Origin of the sequence: Methanocella sp., assembly GCF_035506375.1 — an archaeon.
GTDB lineage: Archaea > Halobacteriota > Methanocellia > Methanocellales > Methanocellaceae > Methanocella.
Genome location: NZ_DATJPM010000038.1, coordinates 42,734 through 66,145 on the forward strand (window position 1 = coordinate 42,734; position 23,412 = coordinate 66,145).

At 56.5% G+C, this 23,412-nt stretch carries 26 protein-coding genes; 13 read left to right on the plus strand and 13 right to left on the minus strand.

Annotated elements, in window-relative coordinates:
* Positions 1-51: 51 nt before the first annotated feature.
* The 7 genes from VMC84_RS04570 to VMC84_RS04600 all read right to left on the minus strand — a co-directional run bounded on the left by VMC84_RS04570 (position 52) and on the right by VMC84_RS04600 (position 5,713).
* Entirely contained in the window at positions 52-405 is a 354-nt protein-coding gene (locus tag VMC84_RS04570; RefSeq protein WP_325378579.1) for a hypothetical protein, read from the minus strand.
* Between the two features lie 16 nt (positions 406-421).
* On the minus strand, positions 422-829 hold the full coding sequence (locus VMC84_RS04575; RefSeq protein ID WP_325378580.1) for a hypothetical protein: 408 nt from the start codon (positions 827-829) through the stop codon (positions 422-424).
* 10 nt (positions 830-839) lie between these two features.
* Positions 840-2,195 carry a phage tail sheath subtilisin-like domain-containing protein gene (locus VMC84_RS04580; RefSeq protein ID WP_325378581.1) on the minus strand — a complete coding sequence of 452 codons (1,356 nt, stop codon included), beginning with the start codon at positions 2,193-2,195 and terminating at the stop codon, positions 840-842.
* Positions 2,196-2,440: 245 nt separating this feature from the next.
* On the minus strand, positions 2,441-3,418 hold the full coding sequence (ala, locus tag VMC84_RS04585; RefSeq protein WP_325378582.1) for an alanine dehydrogenase: 978 nt from the start codon (positions 3,416-3,418) through the stop codon (positions 2,441-2,443).
* Positions 3,419-3,470: 52 nt separating this feature from the next.
* Positions 3,471-3,842, minus strand: coding sequence for a desulfoferrodoxin (locus tag VMC84_RS04590; protein WP_325378583.1), 372 nt, complete (start codon positions 3,840-3,842; stop codon positions 3,471-3,473).
* A 9-nt stretch (positions 3,843-3,851) separates the two neighbouring features.
* Entirely contained in the window at positions 3,852-4,436 is a 585-nt protein-coding gene (rbr, locus tag VMC84_RS04595) for a rubrerythrin (RefSeq protein ID WP_325378584.1), read from the minus strand.
* 59 nt (positions 4,437-4,495) lie between these two features.
* Positions 4,496-5,713, minus strand: coding sequence for an FprA family A-type flavoprotein (locus VMC84_RS04600; protein ID WP_325378585.1), 1,218 nt, complete (start codon positions 5,711-5,713; stop codon positions 4,496-4,498).
* A gap of 573 nt (positions 5,714-6,286) precedes the next feature.
* Here VMC84_RS04600 and VMC84_RS04605 point away from each other — a divergent pair.
* Complete coding sequence (locus VMC84_RS04605; RefSeq protein WP_325378586.1) at positions 6,287-7,042, plus strand: V4R domain-containing protein; 756 nt, start codon at positions 6,287-6,289, stop codon at positions 7,040-7,042.
* An 89-nt stretch (positions 7,043-7,131) separates the two neighbouring features.
* Here VMC84_RS04605 and VMC84_RS04610 read toward each other — a convergent pair whose 3' ends face one another.
* The gene (locus VMC84_RS04610; RefSeq protein ID WP_325378587.1) at positions 7,132-8,079 is read right to left on the minus strand and encodes a S1C family serine protease; all 948 of its coding nucleotides are present in this window, start codon (positions 8,077-8,079) and stop codon (positions 7,132-7,134) included.
* A gap of 72 nt (positions 8,080-8,151) precedes the next feature.
* Complete coding sequence (locus VMC84_RS04615; protein ID WP_325378588.1) at positions 8,152-9,591, minus strand: OmpL47-type beta-barrel domain-containing protein; 1,440 nt, start codon at positions 9,589-9,591, stop codon at positions 8,152-8,154.
* Between the two features lie 329 nt (positions 9,592-9,920).
* On the opposite strand from VMC84_RS04615, the gene VMC84_RS04620 reads away from it, so the two are divergent.
* Both VMC84_RS04620 and VMC84_RS04625 read left to right on the plus strand, forming a co-directional pair.
* Positions 9,921-10,757 carry an ABC transporter permease gene (locus VMC84_RS04620; protein WP_325378589.1) on the plus strand — a complete coding sequence of 279 codons (837 nt, stop codon included), beginning with the start codon at positions 9,921-9,923 and terminating at the stop codon, positions 10,755-10,757.
* On the plus strand, positions 10,741-11,460 hold the full coding sequence (locus VMC84_RS04625) for an ABC transporter ATP-binding protein (protein WP_325378590.1): 720 nt from the start codon (positions 10,741-10,743) through the stop codon (positions 11,458-11,460). The genes VMC84_RS04620 and VMC84_RS04625 overlap by 17 nt, the downstream gene beginning before the upstream one ends.
* Before the next feature lie 30 nt (positions 11,461-11,490).
* Here VMC84_RS04625 and modA read toward each other — a convergent pair whose 3' ends face one another.
* On the minus strand, positions 11,491-12,333 hold the full coding sequence (modA, locus tag VMC84_RS04630) for a molybdate ABC transporter substrate-binding protein (RefSeq protein WP_325378591.1): 843 nt from the start codon (positions 12,331-12,333) through the stop codon (positions 11,491-11,493).
* A 120-nt stretch (positions 12,334-12,453) separates the two neighbouring features.
* On the opposite strand from modA, the gene VMC84_RS04635 reads away from it, so the two are divergent.
* The 3 genes from VMC84_RS04635 to VMC84_RS04645 all read left to right on the plus strand — a co-directional run bounded on the left by VMC84_RS04635 (position 12,454) and on the right by VMC84_RS04645 (position 13,649).
* A complete protein-coding gene (locus VMC84_RS04635) occupies positions 12,454-12,609 on the plus strand; it encodes a hypothetical protein (RefSeq protein ID WP_325378592.1) in 156 nt (51 codons plus the stop codon).
* Positions 12,610-12,942: 333 nt separating this feature from the next.
* A complete protein-coding gene (locus VMC84_RS04640; RefSeq protein WP_325378593.1) occupies positions 12,943-13,146 on the plus strand; it encodes a TOBE domain-containing protein in 204 nt (67 codons plus the stop codon).
* 59 nt (positions 13,147-13,205) lie between these two features.
* Entirely contained in the window at positions 13,206-13,649 is a 444-nt protein-coding gene (locus VMC84_RS04645) for a hypothetical protein (RefSeq protein ID WP_325378594.1), read from the plus strand.
* Positions 13,650-13,868: 219 nt separating this feature from the next.
* Here the strand turns inward: VMC84_RS04645 and tsaA are convergent, their stop codons facing one another.
* On the minus strand, positions 13,869-14,720 hold the full coding sequence (gene tsaA / locus VMC84_RS04650; RefSeq protein WP_325378595.1) for a tRNA (N6-threonylcarbamoyladenosine(37)-N6)-methyltransferase TrmO: 852 nt from the start codon (positions 14,718-14,720) through the stop codon (positions 13,869-13,871).
* Positions 14,721-14,971: 251 nt separating this feature from the next.
* Between tsaA and VMC84_RS04655 the strand changes: the two genes are divergently transcribed.
* Entirely contained in the window at positions 14,972-15,622 is a 651-nt protein-coding gene (locus VMC84_RS04655) for an FmdE family protein (RefSeq protein ID WP_325378596.1), read from the plus strand.
* On the opposite strand, the gene VMC84_RS04660 is transcribed toward VMC84_RS04655, so the two are convergent.
* Positions 15,615-16,031, minus strand: a complete 417-nt coding sequence (locus tag VMC84_RS04660) for a Tfx family DNA-binding protein (protein ID WP_325378597.1) — start codon at positions 16,029-16,031, stop codon at positions 15,615-15,617. The two genes, VMC84_RS04655 and VMC84_RS04660, sit on opposite strands and share 8 nt — an antisense overlap.
* Before the next feature lie 350 nt (positions 16,032-16,381).
* Between VMC84_RS04660 and VMC84_RS04665 the strand changes: the two genes are divergently transcribed.
* From VMC84_RS04665 to VMC84_RS04690, 6 genes are all read left to right on the plus strand, one after another.
* A complete protein-coding gene (locus VMC84_RS04665) occupies positions 16,382-17,728 on the plus strand; it encodes a formylmethanofuran dehydrogenase subunit B (RefSeq protein WP_349256741.1) in 1,347 nt (448 codons plus the stop codon).
* Between the two features lie 5 nt (positions 17,729-17,733).
* The gene (locus VMC84_RS04670; RefSeq protein ID WP_325378631.1) at positions 17,734-18,186 is read left to right on the plus strand and encodes a molybdopterin dinucleotide binding domain-containing protein; all 453 of its coding nucleotides are present in this window, start codon (positions 17,734-17,736) and stop codon (positions 18,184-18,186) included.
* A 9-nt stretch (positions 18,187-18,195) separates the two neighbouring features.
* The gene (locus VMC84_RS04675) at positions 18,196-18,939 is read left to right on the plus strand and encodes a formate dehydrogenase accessory sulfurtransferase FdhD (protein WP_325378598.1); all 744 of its coding nucleotides are present in this window, start codon (positions 18,196-18,198) and stop codon (positions 18,937-18,939) included.
* Positions 18,940-19,065: 126 nt separating this feature from the next.
* Entirely contained in the window at positions 19,066-19,881 is an 816-nt protein-coding gene (gene fdhD, locus VMC84_RS04680) for a formate dehydrogenase accessory sulfurtransferase FdhD (protein ID WP_325378599.1), read from the plus strand.
* Positions 19,882-19,885: 4 nt separating this feature from the next.
* On the plus strand, positions 19,886-21,094 hold the full coding sequence (locus VMC84_RS04685; RefSeq protein WP_325378600.1) for a molybdopterin molybdotransferase MoeA: 1,209 nt from the start codon (positions 19,886-19,888) through the stop codon (positions 21,092-21,094).
* Between the two features lie 26 nt (positions 21,095-21,120).
* A complete protein-coding gene (locus VMC84_RS04690) occupies positions 21,121-22,248 on the plus strand; it encodes a putative sulfate/molybdate transporter (protein ID WP_325378601.1) in 1,128 nt (375 codons plus the stop codon).
* A gap of 97 nt (positions 22,249-22,345) precedes the next feature.
* On the opposite strand, the gene VMC84_RS04695 is transcribed toward VMC84_RS04690, so the two are convergent.
* Positions 22,346-23,260: a hypothetical protein gene (locus tag VMC84_RS04695; RefSeq protein WP_325378602.1), complete on the minus strand. Its 915-nt coding sequence runs from the start codon at positions 23,258-23,260 to the stop codon at positions 22,346-22,348.
* Positions 23,261-23,412: the final 152 nt, after the last annotated feature.

Genomic DNA, 23,412 nt, shown 5'->3' on the forward strand with positions numbered 1-23,412 from the left:
CAGAGCGCCGCCAGCTCCTGTCCCTCCGGGGATGCGACGAATCGTTTCAGCTCAAGTCTTTTTTTTTATATTGGGCGAGATGCCGCTGATCTCGAGGATGCGGGTCCCGATGAATTCAGGGACGCCGAATTTCATGTCGGCGACCTCATCCTCGCTGAGCCGGGGATCGACCAGGCCCAGGGATGTGACGAGCCGAAGCGCCTTGAAATTCTTCGTGATGTCGACACTGGCCGGGTCCGGGGTGCCGTCCTCCTTGAGCGGTATGCTGCCAATGACCGCGAATACCGAACTCAGCTCGCCATCGGTCAGCGGCCGTATGACGACGCTGGACTCGTAGACGTCGATGTGGACCGTTTCCTGCCTGTCCTTACCCTTGAGGATGTCCTCTTTCGTGAGTTTTTTCATAGAGCCGCTTCCACGATCACGAGCCTTCTACGACGTCCTTGGCCGTGAAGGTGTACGCGGAGACGCCATTCCCGTTGACGTCGATGCTAAATTCCTTGCTGTCCAGGAAGCACTGCTGGAAATCGAGCACTTTCTTACTGGTGCCGTCCGATAATTCCACGTGCAGGGAGAAGCTGTTGTTCGCCTCCTCCATCTTATCGAGCAGCGCGTCCAGCTGGGTGCTCACCGACTTGATGCGGATGACCCCCATCACCTGCTTGTAGCCATAGGTCACATTGCTCCGGAGGTGGCCTCCGCTCTCGTAGTGGTCCTGCTTATTCAGGTTAATGCGATACTCGATCGACTGGATGCCCACCGTTTCCGAGCCTGCCGCCGTCGTCACCTGGGCGGTGCTCCATCTTGCCGAATATATGGATACTGCCATTCAAATCACCTTACGCCTCAACCTTTATGGTCGCATAGATGTAATCCATCGCACGGACGGGCCGCACCGCGATGTTCACTCGGACTATGCCCTGGGCAAAGTCCAGCTCCGAGCTGTATACGTCGACCAGGAAAGGCGGCTCCTTGCCGTCGGTGCTGGGCACCAGCGCTCCCTCGGACTCCATTCGGGACAACAGCTCCGAGATCTTGCCCTTGAGCGCCGCCCGACCCGAGGGGCTGTTGAGCGTACCGATGAAGAGGTCGGCGACGCTCTTGACGCTCCGGACGGCGTGGTCCGCGATGCGCGTGACACTGATCTGCTCCTTGCTCGTCGAGATGCCCTTGACGACGACTATGCCCCTGCCCCGCTGGGCTTCCAGGGGCATGACGCCGGCCTTGAGCATTTCCATCTCCTCGGACGGCGTGTAGGTCCGCTCCAGCTTCGCGATGCCGCTGATGGGCTTGAAGGTGGGGGACTCGTAGTAGTTGAGCCGGCTCATGAGGCCCGCGACGGCGCCCAGGCATCCATAGGGTGCCACGAGCACGAACCGGTCGCTCGACATGACCAGGGTGCGGTTGCTGATGTCCTTAATGCTTTCGCCCCTCGAGACCGTGCCCAGGCCGATCCGGTTCTTCGCGTCGATGCTCATCTTAAGGCAGTGGGCCTCGATGAGCGCGTGGATCTCCGGGTCGATGACTTCACAGGCGGCGACGATGTCCACGTCAGGCTCGGCTTCCAGCTTGTCCAGTGCGGCCTCGTAGTCCGCCTTTGATACGACCCCGGTGACTCCGCCCGAGAGCACCGTTTCCCCGGCCTCCGGGTTGTTATCCGGAGACTTCGACTTGGAGTGCTGGTCCTCGGCCGTTATGAGGGCCGATTTCTTGTTGATGCTGTCCACCAGGTAATTATTGCCCGACGGATTCATGTTCACGCCATCATAGATCTCTACGTTGGCACCGTCCGAGATGGCCAGGCGTACCAGGTCAGACGACTCCACCGCCTCTACCTTAATAGTTATCTTATTACCTTCCTCGCCCGAGGACTTCGCGGTGAATATCGCCGTGTCCCTGCCCTTGTGATCCTTGAGCGTCAGCGTCGCCTTGGTCCCATTCTGTCCGCTGATGGGGACGACGACCACCTGGAAAACGCCATTCTGGAACGCCTGCTTTGCGTCCCTGGTGACCGTGAATTTTTCGCTCGAGCCGAACTTATCGGCGAACTCCGCATAGCTGCTCACAGGCATAGGCACGAGCGGTTCGCCCTTCTCGGTCGTGCCGATGAGCGCTACCACGCCGGAGGGGTTTAGCTGCTGAGGCACGATCTCTTTGATAACCTGTATTTCAACACCAGGCAATATTCTTGTCATAGCCATTCCTTCTGTTAACTCCAGACCCTTTGTCCGTTTTGACATTTTGGGATGGCGTTTTTAGAATAGCCCTGATAATGCCCCCATCGATGGCAAAATAGGGAATGCTAGGCTTAGGATTGACTAGCAGTACATTTTACTGTAAGCTTTTAAGATATTTATAATTGTGGGATACTAAAAATATATGGCACAGCTATCCAAATAAACAATAAGTTCCCGTCTAAAAGTAAAAAAGTTAAGGCCCATCAAATCTCGATGTCGGACCCGATGTGCTCCTCGAGGGCCCGCTCATATATGATGTGGGCCACGGCCATATCCTGGATACTCAGGCCCGTAGAATCGAAGACCGTGATCTCCCCATCGCTCGCGCGGCCTGGTAGCTTGCCTGCGACGACTTCGCCGATGGTGCCGGCGAGCTTTTCCCGGTTCAACAGCCCCTGGCTCCAGGGGACGTTGATCTCGCCGCTGTGGGATGCCTGCTCGACGGAATCGACAAAGACCCTGGCTTTGACGGCCAGCATTGAGTCGAGTTCCTGCTTGCCGGGGGCGTCCGCGCCGATGGCGTTGATGTGCGTGCCCGGCTTCACCCAGTCGGCGATGAGCACCGGCCTCCGGGCGGGCGTTACGGTGGCGATGATGTCCGCGTCCGCCGCCTCCTGGGCCGATTTGACCGCCTGCGCGTCGCAGCGGAACTCCGACCGGATACGGCCCGCCAGCGCTTCCGCATGCTCCATGTGGCGGCTGTAGACCTTGACCAGCCTGATCTGCCGGCCGAACACCACGTTATAGGCGAGCGCCTGGGTCCAGGCCTGGTGGCCGCTGCCGATGAGGCCGACCACAGAAGCGCCCCTCCGGGCCAGGTACTTCGCCGCGACGCCTCCCGCGGCGCCCGTTCGCTCGTCCGTCAGGCTCGACGCGTTCATGATGCAGAGGAGCTTTCCGGTCCTCGGGTCGTTCAGGAGGATGGTCGCCATGACCGTGGGCAGGCCCTTTTGCGGATTATCCGGGTGCACGTTTACCCATTTTATGCCCGCCGTGCCGATGGACGGCACGTAGGACGGCATGGCCCGGAAATCGCCGTAGCCCTTGACGTCCACGTAGGTCTTGCCCGGCATCTCGACCCGGCCTTCGGCGTACTCGGCGAAGACGTGCTCCACCGCCGGGACGATATCGTTCATCGTGACGAGCCGTTTAACGTCATTATCCGACAACAGCCTTACCATCAAGCTGACTCTCCATAATTATATAAGAAAAAAAGAAGGGGTGCCTTATAGATTAAGCTTTCCAGTGCCCGTGGACATTACAGTATGCCCGGACCGTGGCCTTGTCCGCCTTCATGGGGAATTCGGCCTCGGGCTTATCGCCGGGGTGCAAGAACTTTTTATCCACGACGCCATCGTAGATGACCTCGATCCACTCGATATAATGTTTCTCCTCCATCGGGTGGGGCACTGCGCCGACCTTGACCTTGATGGACGGGCCGAACGTCGGCACGGGAACGTGCTTCTCCTTACTCGCGTCCACGGTGTTCTCCTTTTGCAGTACCATCTGCTGCCCGCAGCAGAACATCGTGCCGCCGCTCTCGTGGACAACTTCCACGATGTTGCCGCAGACGGCGCACTTGTAGACCTGGTTCAATAATACCATGTTCTCACCTTAGAAACTCTCGTTCAACAGCTCATAGTAAGACTTCTCGTGGTCGCATGACGGGCACTTGTCCGGGGGCGCGGTGCCGAAGTGCATGTAGCCGCACTTCCGGCAGTACCACCAGACCGGCTCCGGCTTCTTGAAGAACGTGCCGGCCTCCAGCTCCTTGAGTATTTTGGCATAGCGGCCGCCGTGGTGCTCCTCGGCCTTGGCGATCGACTGCAGGCGGCCGGCGATGTCCTTGTAGCCCTCCGCTTTCGCCACCCGGGCGAACTCGGGGTACATGGACGTATACTCGTAGGTCTCGCCGGCGATCGCGGCCTTCAGGTTCTCGACGGTGTTGCCCCACACGGTCGGCGCCACCGCCTCGACGTGCACCTCGCTGTAATCGTCCTTCGTGGTGGCCTTGAGCTGGTTGATCATCTTCATCAGCCACTCGGCGTGCTCGTTCTCGTTGTCCGCCGTCATGGTGAAGATCTCGGCGATCTGCTCGTAGCCCTCCTTGCTGGCGGTGCTGGCGTAAAAAGTGTAGCGGTTCCTCGCCTGGCTTTCGCCAATAAAAGCTTTCGTCAGGTTCTCTATTGTCTGCTTCATGATCGATACCAACCGATTACTTTTATTTCATTTTGATTCTTTAATATCCTTCTGTTCGCTTACATGGATTTTATCTTCCGGCCCAGCTCCCGGCCCAGCTCGGTGCAGCGCTCGATCTCCTTGCGGTCGGGCTTGTAGTAGACCTCGATGCCGTCATTGACGACCTCGATGCCCGCCGCCTTCAGGTCGTCCGTGATGAGCTTTATCGTGCCGCCGTGGCCGCCGTGGGAGCCGAACGCGAACCCGATCTTCTTCCGGCCGAGCTTCCCGGGCTCCAGGCCCTTTAAGTAGCTCATAAAGTCCGCCACGGTCGGGTACATCTGGTTCTGCAGCGTGGGCGAGCCGACCAGGATAGCCTTCGAGTCGAGGACTTCGGGCACGATGTTGCTGCGGTGGGTGCCCTCGGCCTTGCCGTCCTTGAGCAGGCATACCTTGACCTCAATGCCCTCTTCCATCAGGCCCTCGGCGAATGCCTTCGCCATGGCGTCCGTGGAGCCGTGCATCGTGTCGTAGACGATGGTGGCCTTGTTCTTCGACACGCCCCTGCTCCAGTTCACGTACGAGCCGATGATGTCGCCGGCGTAGGAGCGCCAGATGATGCCATGGCTGGGCGCTACGATTTTTATCTCGAGGCCAAGCTTTCCGACCTCGTCGAGCTTCTTGAGGACGCGGGGCGCGAGCGGTATTATCAGGTTGCCGTAGAATTTTTGCGCTTGCTTGAGCGACTCCTCTTTTCCGATCTCGTCGTCGAACCTCTGGGAGGTGGCGATGTGCTGGCCGAAGGCGTCGTTCGGGAAGAGGATCTTCTCCTCGGCCAGGTAGGTGAACATGCTGTCGGGCCAGTGCAGCAGCGGCGCCTCGAGGAATGCCAGGGTCTTGCCCTTGCCGAGGCTCAATGTGTCGCCGCTAGTGACGACCTTGAAGTTCCATCCAGCCGTGTCGTAGTGCTTCGAGAATCCCTTCACGGCGTTCTCCGTGCAGTAGATGGGCACGCCCGGCAGCATCTTCGTCAGCGCGGGCAGCGTGCCCGAGTGGTCCTTCTCGATGTGGTTCGCGATGAGGTAGTCGATCTTCTTCGGGTCGACGATGGAGCTGACCCTCTCGATGATCTGGCTGTCGAATCCGGGGTAGGCGCTGTCGATAAGCGCTATCTTGTCGCCCACGATGAGATAGGCGTTGTACGTCGTGCCCGGCAGCGTATAGCCGTGGTAGTCACGAATGTTCCAGTCAATGGCTCCAGCCCAGTAAACTCCCTTTACGATCTCGACGGCTTTCATGTCTTCAAATCTCCCGATGCCTGTAGTTTTTATTGTTCGTTAATAATCGAACGTTCATACATATACGAACATATACGAGCTTTACTATTTGTAATTTATGGTCGCGGCAAGGGCGCTTGATAAAATAAGTATCCGGCCAATAACAATTCATAAAAGGATCATACACGGGAGGAGGGGCCGCAGGATGCGGCCCCCTTAGCCTCATGCAGCTTCACAGCTCACGATCGTTAATCGAGTGGGACGTATGCCTGTTACTCCTGCCTGAGCGCCCCTCGATAATTGTTCGTTATTTAGCGAACATTCTATGATATTAGAACAATTAGTATAAGAGCGTTACGGTGGCAGCATGAAAAAGCTTCGCCGGACCCGCGTACGCACGTCGAACCCCTCGTGCCTGCGCGGGCCAGAGGCTGTTTTATTTACTTTAAAGCGCTGGATGTCTGATAGCGGGTTGCGATTGATGTTCGAGCAGAACATCAATGCATTTCATCCCACTATTGTTCGTTATATTACGAATATTCAAATATATACGAACAATAACTATTTGTAGTTTATGGTCATATGAAAATAGAGATGAAACAAAAGAAGGGCAGGGACGAGAGGACAGCGCAGCTGTTTGCCACGCCCGGGGGCATCCGGACGGTGGACAGCCCGGTACGCATGAAGATCCTGTCGATGCTCCTCGAAAAAGAGATGAGCTTCGACGAGATCGTGGAGTACTCTGGCCGGGCAAAATCGACGATATCCGTACACCTCAAAAGCCTGGCCGACGACGGCATCGTTTCATCGCACCCCGACCCCGGCGACGCCCGTAAGAAGATATTTTTCATCCGTTCCAGCTATCTGGGCGGCCTTTCGAGGCGAAAAAAGCTGGAGACGGACATGGAGGAATACATCTCAAAATATGCCCTGTCCTCCGGCGACCCGTTCGCCTTCTTCCGCCTCATGTTCCGCACAATCCGCGTGGCCCTCCTCAACGAGGGCATCGACCTGGACCCCGTCCTGCACGAGGCCGGCGCCAGCGTGGGCGAGGCGCTCTATCCCCGCGTCGCCGACCGGGACCTGAGTAAGCTCCTGGCCAATCTCGCAAAGTTCTGGGAAGCGCAAAAATTAGGCTGCATGGAAGTTCAGAGCATGGACCCCCTCGATGTAATTGTATACGACTGCTTCGAGTGCCAGGACCTGCCGTATCTCGGAAGGCCGGCATGCGCCTTCGATTCGGGAGTCTTACAGACGATCTTTACCAGATACTATAACAGCCCCGCTATTGTTAAAGAGACGAAGTGCTACGCCATGGGCGACGACCGGTGCGAGTTCATCATCGAATGAAAAACACGCATCTTTGCATTTTAAACAGTTCATCCGGCCAGACAACAGCTATTATTTAACACAGCAAAAATAGTTGAAACAATAAAAATTTATTTTGAAGTAGGTATCTCTGCCAGCCTAACTTTTACGTCGCCCTGCAAATTTCCGCGCCGCACCGACAGCGTGATCACGTCGCCGATCTTCTTCTTCCGGACGTATCCCGCGAGCTCGGTCATGTCCTTGACGGCCTTGCCGTCCACCTTCAGGATGACGTCGCCCGAGGTAATGCCCTCCGCCCAGGCGGGGCTGTTCTCGAAGCTCCGGGTGATGAGCACGCCCTCCTCGGCGCTCAAATTATAGTAGGAGGCGATCTCCTTGTTGAGGCCGATGCCCAGGATGCCGAGCCAGGGGCGGATGACCTTCCCGTGCTCTATTAATTCTCTGGCGATGGCCATGGCGCTGTTTATGGGAATGGAAAAGCCGATGCCCTGGGCGAACGGGATGTTCGCCGAGTTCATGCCGATGACCTCGCCCTTGCTGTTGAGCAAGGGCCCGCCACTGTTGCCGGGATTGATATGGGCGTCCGTCTGGAATAGATTCTCGTACACGCCCTTTTCCGCCTGGATCGTCCGGTTGAGGGCGCTGATGACGCCGATGGTGACCGTCGGGCCGCGAAGCATGAAGCCGAACGGGTTCCCGATGGCGATGGCCGTGTGGCCGACCTTGACCGTGTCAGAGTCGCCGAGCTTCGCCACGGGCAGCTTCTTTTTGCCGGACACCTTCACCACGGCCACGTCCGACATGGGGTCGTTGCCCACGAGCGTGCCGTCGAGCCGCGTGCCATCGAACATGCTCACGACCATGCCGTCCGTGTTCTCAACGATGTGGTTGTTCGTCAGTATATATCCCGCCTCGTCCACGATGATGCCCGAGCCCATGCCCTGCACTGGGGCGGCGTTCATGTAGGCGTCCTGCACCATGCTCACGCTGATGTTGACGACCCACGGGCTCGCGTTCTCGATGATCCTGACAAGCTCTTCTTCATCTATGGGTATCATAAATGGCCCTCCGGATATTATAGGGTATTAACTAATTTATGCCTTTCTAAGAAAAAAAAGAACTCTTAATGCTCACTTTGGCTTGAACACGAAGAGGTATACGGCCGCTGCGGCGATTCCCAGGAACGCCAGCACGCCGATCAAGATAGCGATGGCCAGCGGGTCACCGGACCCCGTGGATACGTCGGGGGTCGCCGTCGGCGACGGCTGGAGCACGGGCGTCGGGATGGGCATGCTCGTCGGCATGGCCGTGGGCGCGGTCGTCGGCGACGTGGTCGCCGTCGGGTTACCCGAATACGTCACGCCGTTGATCCAAACCGAGTCAGACATGGCGCCCTGGTTCATGGTGGTCGGGGCGAAGTAGATGAACTGACTGCCGCTAGCCGACCTGCCCCCAAGATCAGTCGTACGGAAATAGATGGTCCTGGAGGAGCCCTTGGATACCTTGAAGGGGCCAGAATATGTACTCCAGTGGCTGTTGTCCCAGCTATATTCTGTCGTGACCGGGCCCGGATCGTTGACGTTCAGGTGCACCGTGATATCGCTGCTAAACCAGCCTTTGCTCTTCGAGTATTCCCCGTCGAAGCTGACGCCGATGGTAGGTGCGACCGTATCGATGCCGTACCAGACACTTTTCATGTTACCCATCAGGCCGGAAGCGCTTACGGCACGGTAATAGATCGTCGTGTTCCCCTGGGCGGAATGATAAATGGGATAAACAGTGCTGTCGTTGCTGTGATGCCAGGTACTTTTAGGGTCGTTGAAGGCAAAATCGACGTGGTCGACGTCGCCCGACGGCGGTAGAATGAAGTAAATATTAAAACTGCTTACATCCGTATACCACTTGTTACATGTCGGGTTAAAGTCGATTTCGGGATTGAAGACCTGCAGGGTCGTCGAGTTATTATAGGCGTTCCCTGCATTATCATAGCACCCGTAGTAAAGAGTATAGCTGCCGTCCTTTAACGTGACATTGCCGGTATAGCTATTCCAGTTCGTATTATCATATGAATACGAGATCGACGAGATCCCCGAGACGTTGTCCCTTGCAGTGAGGTTCAGAGTCGCGGTTCCATTATAATACCCGTTGATAATGCTACCTTTTATCGTGATGTTCATGGTCGGCTTTTCGGTATCAACGTTTATAACGATGCTATTGTGGCCGCTGATAGTAGGCTCAGTATTTCCCGCGTTGTCGACGCTGTAGAAGAGCAGCGAATTGCTGCCGTCGGGCAATGTGAAGCTCGTCGTATACGTTATCAGCTGGCTGCCATTGATACGATAGTACGTGTGGGCAACGCCGGAGCCGCCGGCATCGGTGGCAGAAAGGCTAACGGTCGGAGTGGTCGTGTACCAGCCGTTATTCCCTACGGTTCCGGACACTGAAGCGTTCGTGACCGGGGGCGTCGTATCTGCGGCCTGCGCCAGGAGTGGCAGGGTCATACCACATATAAATGTGAGACACATAATGGTCGCCAGGAAGGCGCCCGCGTTCTTTCCATCCCTTTTCATTTTCACACACCCTTATTGATGGTTTTTTAATGCTATGGTCTTAGGCGTAATATAGCTTAATTATTACACTCCGATATACCGCTGTATATATAAACCTTCTATCATAATCAGACAACTGCTAATCCGGGAAATATTCTCCGGATAGCATGGGATTATCTTATAGACACATCTTCGCTGGTTGTGTTAACCGATTAATTGTATATTTATTGCTAATTACGCAATTATTATATCGCTTTATGTTTAATTATAAAATTAAACACAGACTTATGGTAAATAATAATTATATAGGTGGCTGTCCATTATGGCTCTGCCACACTGGCATGATAAATATGCGCACGACGGGAAATGCGGTAACGAAGAAGCTGACAGAGAGGCCATCGTCGGCATCCGTCGTCGTATTTGTCCTGACTGCCCTGGTCTTATTGTTCATCGGGCTCCCCGTGGCCTCGCTCTTCCTGAAGATATCCCCCGATAGCTTTTTTCGCGAGCTACAGAGCAGCGTCGTGGTCGATGCGCTGAAGCTGAGCCTCATCACGTCCACGGCGTCGGCGCTACTTATCGTGGCCATTTGTACGCCCGTAGCCTACGTGAACGCGAGGTACGACTATCCGGGCAAGGAATTCGTGGACACGGTCCTCGACCTGCCGGTCGTGCTGCCGCCGGCCGTCGCGGGCATCGCGCTGCTCATGGCCTTCGGCCGCGTCGGTGTCGTCGGCCAGTACCTGAATATGGCAGGGATCACCGTCGGCTTTACGACCGGGGCCGTGGTCATGGCCCAGCTCTTCGTGGCATCGCCCTTCTACATGCGCCAGGCGAAGAGCAGCTTCGAGGACGTCGACCTTTCCTATGAAAATGCGGCGCGGACGCTGGGGGCTTCACGCACGGCCACGTTCTTCTATATTACCGTGCCCATCGCCCTGAACGGCCTGATCTCCGGGGTGATCACCGCCTGGGCCCGGGCCCTCGGGGAGTTTGGCGCCACCATCATGTTCGCCGGTAATTTCCAGGGCCGGACCCAGACCATGCCTCTGGCGATCTTTACCACCATGCAGAGCGACCTCGACGCGTCCATCGCGCTGTCCATAATACTGGTGATCGTATCGTTTGTCGTTATAATTTCAGTTAAAATATTGACCCGGAGGGCCGCCGTTGACGCTAAAGGTTAGCGTGAAAAAGCGCCTGAGGGACTTTAACCTTGACGTTAGCCTGGAGGCCGGGGACCGCGAGATCCTGGCGCTCATGGGCGAGAACGGCTGCGGCAAGACCACCGTGCTCAACGTCGTGGCCGGCCTCACGACGCCCGACGAGGGGCAGGTCAGCATCGACGGAAAGAGTCTCTTTAACGGATGCACAGGGGTCGATATCCCGCCGGAAAAAAGGAATATCGGGTACCTGTTCCAGAACTACTCGCTGTTCCCGAACATGTCCGTATACGATAACGTCGCCTTCGGGCTCCGCATGCGTTCCTGCCCCCGGGAAGAGCTGGATGGGCGGGTAAAGCGCCTGCTGGAGGGCGTCGATATGTGGCAACTCCGGAGCGAGAAGGCCTCCCGCCTGTCGGGCGGGCAAAAGCAGCGCGTCGCGCTATCCCGGGCCCTGGCAATAGAGCCCTCGGCATTTTTACTGGACGAGCCGCTGAGCGCATTAGACGCTGAAGCCCGCATGGCCATGCGCAGGGATCTAAAGCAGTTGATCCTGAACGCCGACGTGCCCACGATCATTGTCACCCACAGTGCCCGCGAGGCGATGGAGATGGCGGACCGGGTCTACGTTATGGAAAAAGGGCGTATACTGGTGGCCGGCACGCCGGAGAGCGTGCTGAGAAAAGGCACCAGCCGGTTTGTCGATGCAATTTTAAATGCCGAATGAAAAAAAGAAAAGGCGATATGCTTTATCGCCTTAAGTCGTGATGAACCCGTACTTAGTCAGGATCGCCTTGCCATCGCTCGATAGCACGAAGTCCTCGAAAGCCTGCGCATCCTGCGGGTCCTTGGACTGCTTCAATACTGCGATCGGGTACGTCGCCAGCACGTTGATGCTGTCCGGTATCAGGATGGTCGTGACCTTGTCCTGCATGGCCTTGGGAACGTCCGACTTGTATACGAACGCCGCGTCCGCCTCTCCCAGAGCGACCTTGGACACGGCGCTGTTCACGTCCGTCTCCTGGGAGACCACGTTGGCCATGACCTTCGTCTTGAAGTCGGCGCCGTACGAGGAGTTGTTGGCGGTCTTGTTCAATAGCTGGAGCGTGTAGCTGCCGCAGGGCACGCTGGCCGCGCAGATGACGAGCTTGACGCCGGGCTTCGACAGGTCCGACAGGCTGGCGATGTTCGCCGGGTTATTCTTCGGTACGATGATGGCCAGCTTGTTCTTCGTAAAGTTCTTCGCCGTCGCGTTGTCCACATAGCCCTCATCCTGGAGCGCGGTCAGGTGGGGAATGCTCGCCGACGCGAAAACATCCGCATAGGCGCCCTGCTCGACCTGGGTCCGGAGCTGCTGCGTGCCGGCGAACTGCAGGACGACGTCGACGCCCGTATGGTTCGCCTCAAAGGCGGCGGCGGTCTCGTTGAACGCGTCGCTCAGCGACGCGGCGGCAAAGACCGTCAGGGTCGTCTTCTGGGGGATGGCCGTCGGTGCCGCCGTCGGGCTTACCGTGGGGCTGGTCGTCGTGCAGCCCGCTACCAATACAGATAGTAATATTACGATCACAACACTTGCGATCACAAACCTCTTGTTTTGCATGGTATCCTCCTGTGATGGAAAACGTTATGCTATATATACATAAATAATATTTAACAGTTATGTGTTTGCTAAGCATAAATGTTAATCATAATTTCATAAACGTTATGAACAGAGGAAATAATGATGAGCCCGAAAAAGCCCGATAAGGCCGCAGTTAAGGAAAAGGCCGGATCGCTGCCCATATGCCATATTACGCCTCACTGGCCTGTTATTGAAAGTATAATAAACGCAAGAATGATGTATAACAGAATAATAAAACAGGCGGCAGACTATTAAAGGTTTCCGAAGCGGAAAATCGGGCGATGAGAAAGGCGAGGGGAAGGGCATGCACGAGCCTATTCCCGTTGGATTAAGGTCGTGCAGTCCCGTTCACTTACCCCCTCACTATCGTTCTGTGGCGGCGCGTATGCCTTATAACGTATATGAGGCAATCACTAATTGACATGATTGTATTTAATCTTTTTGTTAAACATTTAATAATTGATAAGCAAAAGTGATGAACAAACATCCGATACTTCTTATATATGCCCAAAATGACCTCTTGGCCATAAAAATTTCATAATAATGTATAAATCTTCATATGAATATATTTCATACGGTGATATTAATATGCAATTCAGCGCACGCAATAAGCTACAGGGCACTGTAAAGGAAGTAAGGGTCGGGGCTGTCATGGCCATCGTCATGGTCCAGGTCGGAGAGAACGTCATCGAGTCCGCCATCACCAAAGACGCCGTGGAAGAGATGAAGCTGAAGGCCGGCGATAAGGTGACGGTGGTCGTCAAGTCCACGTCCGTCATGATCATGAAGTAACTTTTTGCCACTCCTGTTAGCAAGAATTATATCATATTGTACGCGCTACGTTAGCGTGTATGATGCCGACATTCTTTCTGGCAGGCCTCGGCTCCCAGAGCCTGGACGACCTTTACAGCTCCCTGCTGGATAACGATATCACGCTGGTGGTCGACATCCGCCTTTCGAGGGACTCCGACCTCGGCGACGAGCTCCGGGAGATGAACGGGCGCCGGGGCGGCATGATCGGATATCGATGGATGAAGTATTTCGGCAACCCCTTCTTCGACCGGGAGGACGTGCTCGAGGCCTATGAAGGTTATCTAATGGGCATGGACCGGGAGATGGAAGACCTCTACGAGGTCCTGATACGGCGCCGTAGCTGCATCGTGGACGGCGAGCCGGCCCCCGAGAGGTCCTACCGGATGGCCCTTGCCCGGGCCCTAAAAAAGAGATATGGCATCACGTACGCGGACCTGACAACGGCAAAAGAGATAATGGACAAGTATCGGGGAAACCAATAGCATACGCGGATACCGCTATTTTCAGGAGAGCCCATGAAGTGTGGCTTGTGGTGGCACCCGCACATGCTATCGGATATTTGTGCGGATACTAACATTGTGGTAATTTAAATGACCACATAAAAATAAATTCCTCTATCATTATTTATATCTTTTGTTAACCAAACACTAAAGATTCTATCATGTATTTAAACATTATATAAAATAATTCTTAGACGCTCCCTAGATGACCTCGATATCGAAGAGGTCATTCACGTCGCTCTCGAGGATGCCGTCGAAATCCTTCATGAACTTCCTCAGCCTGAAAATGACGGTCTTTTCTGGGCTGAAGATTGAGTACGAGTCGGCCCCGGACTGCTTCAGCTTCGGCCTCAGGTTATACAGCAGCCGGCCGTTACCCAGCCTGGCGCCGGTGATGCCGATGAGCGAGTCCGATATGCAGGGGTTCTTGCCGATGATAATGCCTATGCCGTCGCTCCTCAGGTCACGCTTCAGCATCATGTTCGCCACGATGCCCATGCGGACGGCCAGCGCGAGCCCGGTACAGCGCTCACCATGGAAGTTCAGCGCCTCATGGACCAGGCTGTACTTGTATTCTCCCGGGGCCATCTTTTTGATCTTCTGCGTCCTGTCCGGGTTCTTCGCCGAAAAGATACAGTCCATGCCCGCCTGGTAGGGCTTGATGTCGAGGATGGGCGTGCCCTCGATGGCGTCCGCACCGGAAACGAAGACGTACCGCCCGTAGCGCCTCAATAGTTTGACCACAGTGACGGAGACGGGGTTCGGCCTCGCGGGAGAGCGCAGGGAAAACACGCCCTGCTCCGGCAGGCTGGCCGAGATCTTCCGGGGCACAGCCTTCAGGACCCTCCGGTCCGCCTCATGGAGCCAGCATTGCAGGATCAGGTGCGTGTTGCCGTCCACGCCGGATAGCGCGTCCACGTAAGGCTCGTATATCTCGAGTTCGGCGTCGACGCCCCGGATGGGCATATCGTCGCGGGCTCTTATGGGCGAATGAACGACTCCCACCGGTTTCAGTACCATCTCATCCGTGGAAGCGTCTTGCTCTGCCGACATCAGTCATGCCTCGATAATGTAAAATAATACACTAACCGTCGTATATAATAATTACTATACATGAATGGATAGTTATTATTTTAGATAAACCTGGTAATACATATTCACTATTAGAATTGTTCAGGCAGGAAGGCATGAACGATCGGTCGATTATGTATATTACTAAACAAGTTTAGCTTATATTATATACATTTTGCAATTGTTTACGATAACATATTTATTCTATAAGACAATTTAATGTTCGATGGCCTATGAACAATGAACACTCCAATGATATTCACGAGCTAATGGAAAAATACCACGTCGACCCGAGAGTCCGTGGCTATATCGACGACTGCGTGGAGTTCCACACGTTCCCGGCCGCCGGGCTCCTGCTGGGCGTATTCATGGTGGACCTGGCCCTGGAAAAGCTGGGCGTGAAGCCGGGCGGCCGGCTGTATGCGGTCACCGAATCTCCCAAGTGTCTCCCGGACGCGGTCCAGGTGATCACCCACTGCACGTACGGGAACCACCGGCTCAGGGTCATCAACACAGGGAGGTTCTCCATCACCATCAACCGCTTTTCAGAAGGAAAAACGGCGCCTGGCGTGCGCGTTTACATAGATGCGAAAAAAGCGTCCGCCTACCCCACGCTGTACGCATGGTATATCAATGACCCGTCATACCGGGGAGGCGTCGACGGGGAGGACCTCCTGAAAGAGATCATCGAGGCCGGAAGGAACGTCCTGTCTTGGGAATATGTTAGCGTCCGCTTCACTCCGAAGGAAAAGTGGGATTCGGCGAAGTGCTTATCCTGCGGCGAGATGGTCCCGTCCAGCACGCTGGAGAGCGGCGTATGCCGTGCCTGCGGCAGCATGGCGTACTACGACAAGGGGGAAAAGGTGGAGAGCTCCACTAATTAATGGCCAGGTTCCCGTGCTCGTCCACGGAAATGTCGATATCGTCGTTCGTGAGCCGGCCGTGGATCCGGTCGGCAGCCTCGGTCTTGAGCTTTACGATGACCATGGCGGAGTCGACCGTGATCTTGATGCGCTTCTTGTCCGCGGCCTTGAACACTTTTCCGGGAATGTCATAGAGGTCTGTGCCCCCGGGGATGGTCAGCCAGATGGGCGCCTCCATCGCGCGGTAGAACTTGATAGTGTTCTTCGCCTTCTCGATGTTTTTAAGGGCCGTGTTCTCGATTATACAAATGTTCCCGCGGGTTGTCTTCAGGGCCCGGGCTATGTCCGCCTGGGACATGCCCCTTTTTTTCATCCTCAGTATCTCTATCTGCTTTTCGGTCAATAACATGTTCTTCTCGTCTTCCCTCATGAAGGCACTCCCTGTGTTTAATATTTTTGTTAAATACTAACGTATATAGTTTATGACTTTTCCGAATATTTCAACGAATACTCAAGGCCGGTGTATTATTTATTATAAAAATGATATATTTTAATAAAGCAGCCCCAGCATTTGCATATAGTTAATAATATATTAAACAATTTCGGGATTGTTAATGTATTTGTTTAATTATTCGCAAAGTGTTAATCATTGCAGATATCTTTATATGACGTTTTGGCCGTAAAACTCTACTCAGAGAGCCGGAAATCCCGCAGGCATACGCCGCATCGGCCGCTCCTGCGGATGATTACTGTCTGACGTTAATTGAGGTGCAATCTTTGATATCGAACATCGTGAAGACCGATCTGGTCAAAAAAGAAGGCGAAGTGATTAAGTGCACGGACGTGACCTGCCCCGTATGCGGCATGTCATGCGACGACTGCGAGATCGAGCTGACGCCCACGTCGGTGACGACGAAGAACGCGTGCCTGATGGGCGACGCGAAGTTCCAGGAGCTACGCAGCCCCCACCGGCTGGTCTACCCGACGGTGAACGGCGAGCGCGTATCCTGGGAAGAGGCGCTGAACGCCGCGGCCGATATCCTGGTCAAGGCGAAGCGGCCCTTCTTCTTCATGGGCAGCGAAACCTCGAACGAGGCGATGGCGGTCGGCATCGAGATCGCCGAATACCTGGGCGGCCTCGTGGACGGCAACGCCACGATCTGCCACGGCCCTACGGTCATGGCGATCCAGGACGCGGGCCAGGTGGCCTGCACGCTCGGCGAATGCCGGAACCGTTCCGACCTTGCGATCTACTGGGGCTGCAACCCTGCGGACTCGCACCCGCGGCACATGAGCCGCCACTCCATGTATATGCGAGGCTTCTTCACCGAGCAGGGGTATCAGAGCCGCAAGATGGTCGTCGTCGACCCCCGGCGCTCGCCAACCGCGGCGCAGGCGGACCTGCATGTCCAGCTCAAGCCCGGCAAGGACTATGAGCTGCTGGACGCAGTCATGGTCGCCCTGCGGGGCAAGGAGCTCAACCCGGACACGGAAAAGGTCACCGGCGTGAGCGAGGAGACCATCAAAAAGATGGCGGAGATGATCAAGGAATGCAAGTTCGGAGTCATCTGGGTCGGCCTGGGTATCGCCAGCACCAGGGGCAAGCACTATAATGCCTCCATCGCGATGCGGCTGACGCAGCTTTGCAACGATTACACGAAGTTCGTCATCCTGGCCAACCGGGGCCACTGTAACGTGGCGGGCTTTAACCACGTTCTCTCCTGGACGTGCGGCTTCCCGTTCGCCGTGGATTACTCGAGGGGATATGCCCGGTACCAGCCTGGAGAGTACTCGTGCGTGGACGCCCTCACGAGAGGAGAAGTCGACGCCGTGCTGTGCATGTGCGCCGACCTGGGCGGGCACCTGCCGAAGAAGGCCGTGGAGCACATGATGGACGTGCCGGTCATATCGCTGGAGATCGCCCCCGGCCCACAGGCCTTCGTGAGCGACGTCATCCTGCCCGGCGTGCTGGACGGCATGGAGTGCGAGGGTACCTTCTATCGCATGGACAACGTGCCCATATACGCGAGGAGCTTCACGACGCCGCCCTTTGACTTCACCAAGTCGAACGAGGATACGCTGAAGCAGCTTCTGAAGATCGTCAAGGAAAAGAAGCCGAGGAAGTGAGCGACATGATGGACATTATACTTAACACCGGCTCGACCGTATACCAGGGCGCCATTATCAAGGGCGGGAACAAGTTCACCGAGGGATACGTCAGGGAAGCCGCCTACTGTAACATCAACCCGGAAGACTTCGAGGCGCTCGGCAGGCCATGGTACGTGCGGGTCACCAACGAGTACGGGGACAGCGTCGTCGTCAAGGCGAAGAAGACCGGCACCCAGCAGAAGGGCGAGGTCTTTATCCCCCGCGGCATATGGGCGAACACGGTCGTGACGCCAGAGACCGAAAGCACGGGAAGCCCCCGCTATAAGAACCTGCCAGTAAAGATCGAAAAGTGTGAAGGCCCGGTCCTGGGCCCGGAAGCGCTGATGCGGGCGAACTTTACGAAGAACGGTAAAGGGCAGGAGTACGAGGCGAAGAAGTACCTCGATAAGACGACTTCCCAGGTCAGCCACAGCTGAGGGGGCCGCATGGAGTCATCGCCCACCGCCTCATACGAGGCCGTGGAGGTCGTCGGCGGCCGGGCGCAGCCGGTCCGGATGGACGTGCTGCGCGACCGCCGGATCGGGCTTTACGTGAATGGAGAGTTCTCCGCTTCGCTGTCGTCCACGCCGGATAGCCTTGAATCCCTGGCCTATGGCTACGCCATCGGCGAGGGCATGGCCCGGGATGTCGGGGACATCCTGTCCGTCGAAGTCCATGGCGATAAAGTCTACGTCAGGCTGAAGCCGCCATCCGGCGGGGTGCCGACGGATGCCAGGGCGAGAGAGAGGCTCGACATCCGGAGCCTCTTCTATGATATTCTCCACTTACAGGAGATGGCCCCGGCCATTTATCCCGGGCATGGCCATTTCTCGGTCATTTTTTCCGCATATGGCGGGCTGATGAGCTATGCCGTGGGCGTCGACCGGCACTGTGTGCTATGGAAGGCCGCCGGTAAAGTACTGCTATCGGGACATTGCCTGAGCGATACGGTGGCCGTCTGCTCCGGGCCGGTGGACTCCACCATGGTCGAAGCGGCTGCCAGGGCCGGTATCGCGGCGGTACTGTCGCCGGCATTGCCCACGGACAGGGCGATAGAATCCGCCCGATCCGGGCACATCGTTATCATGCGCTTCGAGAGCCCGGCCCGCGCATGCATATACTGTGGCGAAGAAGCGATCTCCGGCATCGAGTTTTACCGGGACCGCCTGATGCAGCCAGCCGGCTGGTGATCTGGCGGGCGCTTGTTTATTATTTTGTGTTACATTGATGTCTAAATTGTAATTAAATAGCATTAACTATTTGAATAATAAAAACTTTGAAACGGTGGTATAAGGCGAATTGACCCGGTGGAAGGCATGATGGAAAAAGAAAAAGAACACGATGCCGTTTTAAGGGATATCACGGCCAGCTATCACGCGGTCGGCATCGACCGCGATACGGCGCACGGCATCGATGCGGAAGTGTGCGTCGAGGACAGCGTCAACCTGCTCATCAACGGCACACGCGTCGCCAGCCTGACGATCACGCCCGCCGACCTGGAGGCGTTCGCCCGCGGGTATCTCGTATGTGAAGGCCTGATCAGATCCGTTAAAGATATCCGAAGTATCGACGTCCAGTGGCCGAACGTGGACGTTTCCGTGCCTTCCTTCGGCGGCGAGGATGCCGACCTGTGGGTGGAGATCCGGAGCTCCGGCTGTGTGGGCGTAAAGGCGTCCTGGAGCGGGCTGGAGGAGCCGATAGCGTCGAAGCTCTCTGTGAGCAAGGATACGATCTTTTATTCTTTGGGGTTCATAAACGAGCTTGCCAGCAACTGGAAAAAGACCGGCGGCATGCACTGTACGATCATCTTTGATGCGGCAGGAGGCATCGTTTCATATGCCGAGGACATCGGCCGCCACAACTCGATGGATAAGGCTGTAGGCAAGGCCCTCATTCAGGGGCGGGACCTTTCCCGGTGCTTTATCGTCTGCACGGGCCGCATGGCCGGAGGCATGGTGGCAAAGGCATATAGGGCCGGCGTTCCGATCCTGATTAGTAATACCGCCCCATTCTCGACGGGAATAGACCTGGCCAGGCAGCTGAACATGACGCTGGTCTGCTTCGCCCGGCCGCCCAGGATGCTCGTGTACAGCGGGAAGGAGCGCATCAGCGGCATTAGCTATAGCGGGTGAAGGTGTGCCGAGCCAGAAAGAAATAGAGGCCATGGTGCCGTTGAGCCGGGCCCTGGAGCTCGTGGATGGGATGCGAAAGGCGTTTTATAGCTCTCTCGAATGCGAGCCCGTTCCCGTTCAGCGGTCTCTGGACCGGCGGCTGGCTTCCGGCGTATCTGCCCGGGAACGCTCACCGCGCTTCAACATGTCCACCGTCGATGGCTACGCCGTCCGGCCCGCGGACGGCTATCCCCTCCGGATCATACGCGACGTATACGCAGGTGACCGGAATAAAGTCCTCCTGGGCAAAGGCGAGACGGTCTACGTCGCCACCGGCGCGGCGGTCCCAGCAGGCGCGGACGCCGTGCTTAAGATCGAGGATGTCGTGGCCGAAGGCGACTTAATCGTATCCGGCCCGTCGCCGGGCCAGGAAAAGAACCTGGTCTACGCGGGCTCCGACTTCGAGGCCGGCGATGTGATACTGGAGAAGGGCGCGGTCATCGGCCCCCCGGCGATCTGCGTCATGAGCGCGGCTGGCGTCGAAGATGTGCCGGTATTCCGCAGGATCCGGGTGGGCGTGCTCTCGACGGGCGACGAGATCAAGAACGGCATGGTCAGGAACTGTAATGCGCCCATGGTCTGCGCCATGCTGCAGCGCTGGGGCTGCGACGCCGGGAACGCCGGTGCCGTGCCCGATGATGCCGGCGAAACGAAGGCCATACTGGACGATGCCGCCGGCAGGTTCGACGTCATCGTCACGATCGGCGGCATCTCGGTCGGAAAGAAGGACTATGTGGTCTCAACGATAATGGACGGCGGCGAAGTCGTTTTTAAGGGCTACCGGCTGCGGCCCGGAAAGCCGCTGCTCGTTTCGTATTACAAAGGCAGGCCCGTATTTTCGCTTCCCGGCAAGCCGACCGGCTCCTTTACCTCGATGGAGCTCATCGTAAAGCGCTTCGTGCTGGGCGATGTCAGGCAGCCGTCCGTGGCCGTCCGCCTGGAAAAGGACGTGGGCGTGAACGCGGGCGACTTCGAGCATGTAGTCTACGTCAAACTGGGCCATTCAACGGCCGTGCCCATGGGCTATAAAGGGTCGCCGCTGGAGCTGTTCCCGGGGCCGCAGTACCGGGTGTCGCTTGTGTCCTCGTCGACTCGGGCCATCGTGGCCGACGGGTATTTCCTGGCCCGCGAGAGCATGAAGGCCGGGGACGAGGTCATCGTGACCCTTTTATAAAGCATGAGGCCATACATGGTTCCTTGATGGCCGAGCCAAAGTTCACGCTGCCAGAGCTGACCGGGTCCATGGCCGACCTGGGGACGATCATCCCTTTTATTTTGATAGCCGTGAGCCTTTCCGGCATGAAACTCGGCCCTATACTGCTGATGTTCGGCCTCTACTACGTGATCACGGGGCTGATCTACAGGCTCCCCGTGGCCGTCGAGCCCCTCAAGGTCGTCGGGGCGCTCATCGTGTCGGCGGGCCTAACGCAGGGCGAGATCGTAGGCGCCGGGCTCTTCGTGGGCGTGGTGTTTTTATTTATCGGCGCCACGGGGCTCATCGACTACATCGCGAAAATATTTCCCCTGAGCATTATACGCGGCGTCCAGCTCGGCCTGGCATTGCTACTGCTTTTAAAAGGGGGCCAGTACATCTACGGGGACCTGCTCATCGGCATCGCAGCCGTCTGCATATTTTCCCTGTCCCTGCTATGGAATCGCGATCACGATAACCTGAGCTTCCCGGGGGCTCTCATCATCTTCGCCCTGGGCATCGCCTACGGCCTCTACGTTCACGGCATCCCTCCCGTCAGCATCAGCCTGCCCCTGGAGCTTTACGTGCCCGGCGTCAGCGAGGTTTTGAGCGGCATCTACAAGGCCGGCATCGCCCAGGTGCCGCTGACGCTCACGAACGCCGTGCTCGCGACCAGCCTGCTGGCATCCGACCTGTTCAGGGAAAAGATATCCAACAGGAAATTATGCGTGACCATCGGCGTTACGGACCTGATCGCGCCCCTCCTGGGCGGCCTGCCCATGTGTCACGGCGCCGGCGGCATGGCCGCCCACTACCGGTTCGGCGCCAGGACGGGCGGCGCGGACATCATGATAGGCGCCATCTTCGTCGCCCTCTCGTTCATCGCCACGTCCGCCATGCTGAACGTTATCCCTCTCGGCATCATGGGCACGCTGCTCTTTTTCGCCGGCGCGGAGCTCCTGCGCAGCGCCATAAAAACAGACGTCTGGCCCGTGACTCTGGGAATGGGCGCCGTTACGCTTCTCGTGGACCCGACCATAGGCCTGGCAGCCGGTATCCTGCTATACGTCATATACCTGTGCTATAGACAATTGAGGAAAAAGCCTACTAATCCCGTGCCCGATCCAAAAATATAATGATGGCTTTCCCCGGTTTTATCCCGGTCTACCTGCAAAAAGGGAGTACATGACTGTAAACCCCCCAAGATAAAAGTTAGATCGCTAATTATCGATCTCAGGCCATCTTCTCGTCGGAGAAGTCGTAGTCGAAGTCCGTGATCTTCCTCCGGTTCTTCGTCGTCAGGTAGACCTCGGTCTTGAAGAGCGTTAGCAGCGCGAAGACGAATCCCTGGAGCAGCACCTGGAAGAATCCCACGACGGCCAGCGCGACGGGGCTGAGCGTAAAAGACTCCATGCTCAGGAGCGAGGTCAGGTTGAGCGTGCTGTTCGTGGCCGCAGCCGTGCTGTTGTTAAAAGAGGCGTTGGAAGCGGCCATCAGGGCATTATAATACGTATCGTTGGCCATCATGGCGCCGGCCATGCCGAAAGACAGGGGCATCTGGATCAGCGCCTTGAAGACGAGCACGATGATGAAGAACACTACGACCCGGGCAAGGTTCCTTCGGGTGAAGTCGATGCTGTTCTGGAAAGCGGCGATGACGCCGGCGTTATCGGCGACGATGCTGATATCGTAGAATTCGATGGCCATAAGTATCAGGAAGGCCAGCGCGACCGCGAGAAAGCCCAGCATGGAGCCTAAAAATGGGTCGGCCATGAGTCCCGCCAGCACGAACATCAGGCTGCCGGCTGTAATTATATAGTAAACGATAAAAGCGATGATGCCGCCCATGATCATCTTCGGGTAATACTTCGTCGCGGAGGCGATAAACGTGGAGGGGCTGGAAGCGCCCTTTTCACGGACCTCGATCGCGTACCCGAGCGCTCCGCCGCCTATGAACGGCAATATGAGCAACGGTACAAAGAACTGTGAAAAATCGACGGCTATGGAACGGATCGTTTCACTGGTCTCGCCATATCCGGCCAGGAGGGGCAGCGCGAGCGCGCCCACGACGAAGCCTGCGATGAGCAGGACGGGGCTTTTCCCCATTTCCTTAAGGCTCTTGCCGAATAATGAAAAGATGTCTTCCATGGCTATATGCCTTGATTCTAGTGTCCCGCTCAAGGATAAATACTTAACGTCGCCGAGTATCTTTTAAATTTTTTGCTGTGGTTGAATATGCCGTTTAAGTGCTACAACAACAGGCGATCTCCGTCTCTTATAAGGATTAAAATACAAGAGTA

Bases quoted from the DNA above. Each gene is read 5' to 3' on its own strand.
- modA (WP_325378591.1), bottom strand. From the start codon at position 12,333: ATGCAAAACAAGAGGTTTGTGATCGCAAGTGTTGTGATCGTAATATTA.
- VMC84_RS04655 (WP_325378596.1), top strand. From the start codon at position 14,972: ATGAACAATGAACACTCCAATGATATTCACGAGCTAATGGAAAAATAC.
- VMC84_RS04635 (WP_325378592.1), top strand. From the start codon at position 12,454: ATGATGAGCCCGAAAAAGCCCGATAAGGCCGCAGTTAAGGAAAAGGCC.
- VMC84_RS04640 (WP_325378593.1), top strand. From the start codon at position 12,943: ATGCAATTCAGCGCACGCAATAAGCTACAGGGCACTGTAAAGGAAGTA.
- VMC84_RS04645 (WP_325378594.1), top strand. From the start codon at position 13,206: ATGATGCCGACATTCTTTCTGGCAGGCCTCGGCTCCCAGAGCCTGGAC.
- VMC84_RS04570 (WP_325378579.1), bottom strand. From the start codon at position 405: ATGAAAAAACTCACGAAAGAGGACATCCTCAAGGGTAAGGACAGGCAG.
- tsaA (WP_325378595.1), bottom strand. From the start codon at position 14,720: ATGTCGGCAGAGCAAGACGCTTCCACGGATGAGATGGTACTGAAACCG.
- VMC84_RS04690 (WP_325378601.1), top strand. From the start codon at position 21,121: ATGGCCGAGCCAAAGTTCACGCTGCCAGAGCTGACCGGGTCCATGGCC.
- VMC84_RS04610 (WP_325378587.1), bottom strand. From the start codon at position 8,079: ATGATACCCATAGATGAAGAAGAGCTTGTCAGGATCATCGAGAACGCG.
- VMC84_RS04615 (WP_325378588.1), bottom strand. From the start codon at position 9,591: ATGAAAAGGGATGGAAAGAACGCGGGCGCCTTCCTGGCGACCATTATG.
- VMC84_RS04605 (WP_325378586.1), top strand. From the start codon at position 6,287: ATGAAACAAAAGAAGGGCAGGGACGAGAGGACAGCGCAGCTGTTTGCC.
- VMC84_RS04580 (WP_325378581.1), bottom strand. From the start codon at position 2,195: ATGACAAGAATATTGCCTGGTGTTGAAATACAGGTTATCAAAGAGATC.
- VMC84_RS04670 (WP_325378631.1), top strand. From the start codon at position 17,734: ATGATGGACATTATACTTAACACCGGCTCGACCGTATACCAGGGCGCC.
- fdhD (WP_325378599.1), top strand. From the start codon at position 19,066: ATGATGGAAAAAGAAAAAGAACACGATGCCGTTTTAAGGGATATCACG.
- rbr (WP_325378584.1), bottom strand. From the start codon at position 4,436: ATGAAGCAGACAATAGAGAACCTGACGAAAGCTTTTATTGGCGAAAGC.
- ala (WP_325378582.1), bottom strand. From the start codon at position 3,418: ATGGTAAGGCTGTTGTCGGATAATGACGTTAAACGGCTCGTCACGATG.
- VMC84_RS04695 (WP_325378602.1), bottom strand. From the start codon at position 23,260: ATGGAAGACATCTTTTCATTATTCGGCAAGAGCCTTAAGGAAATGGGG.
- VMC84_RS04600 (WP_325378585.1), bottom strand. From the start codon at position 5,713: ATGAAAGCCGTCGAGATCGTAAAGGGAGTTTACTGGGCTGGAGCCATT.
- VMC84_RS04590 (WP_325378583.1), bottom strand. From the start codon at position 3,842: ATGGTATTATTGAACCAGGTCTACAAGTGCGCCGTCTGCGGCAACATC.
- VMC84_RS04620 (WP_325378589.1), top strand. From the start codon at position 9,921: ATGCGCACGACGGGAAATGCGGTAACGAAGAAGCTGACAGAGAGGCCA.
- VMC84_RS04675 (WP_325378598.1), top strand. From the start codon at position 18,196: ATGGAGTCATCGCCCACCGCCTCATACGAGGCCGTGGAGGTCGTCGGC.
- VMC84_RS04660 (WP_325378597.1), bottom strand. From the start codon at position 16,031: ATGAGGGAAGACGAGAAGAACATGTTATTGACCGAAAAGCAGATAGAG.
- VMC84_RS04575 (WP_325378580.1), bottom strand. From the start codon at position 829: ATGGCAGTATCCATATATTCGGCAAGATGGAGCACCGCCCAGGTGACG.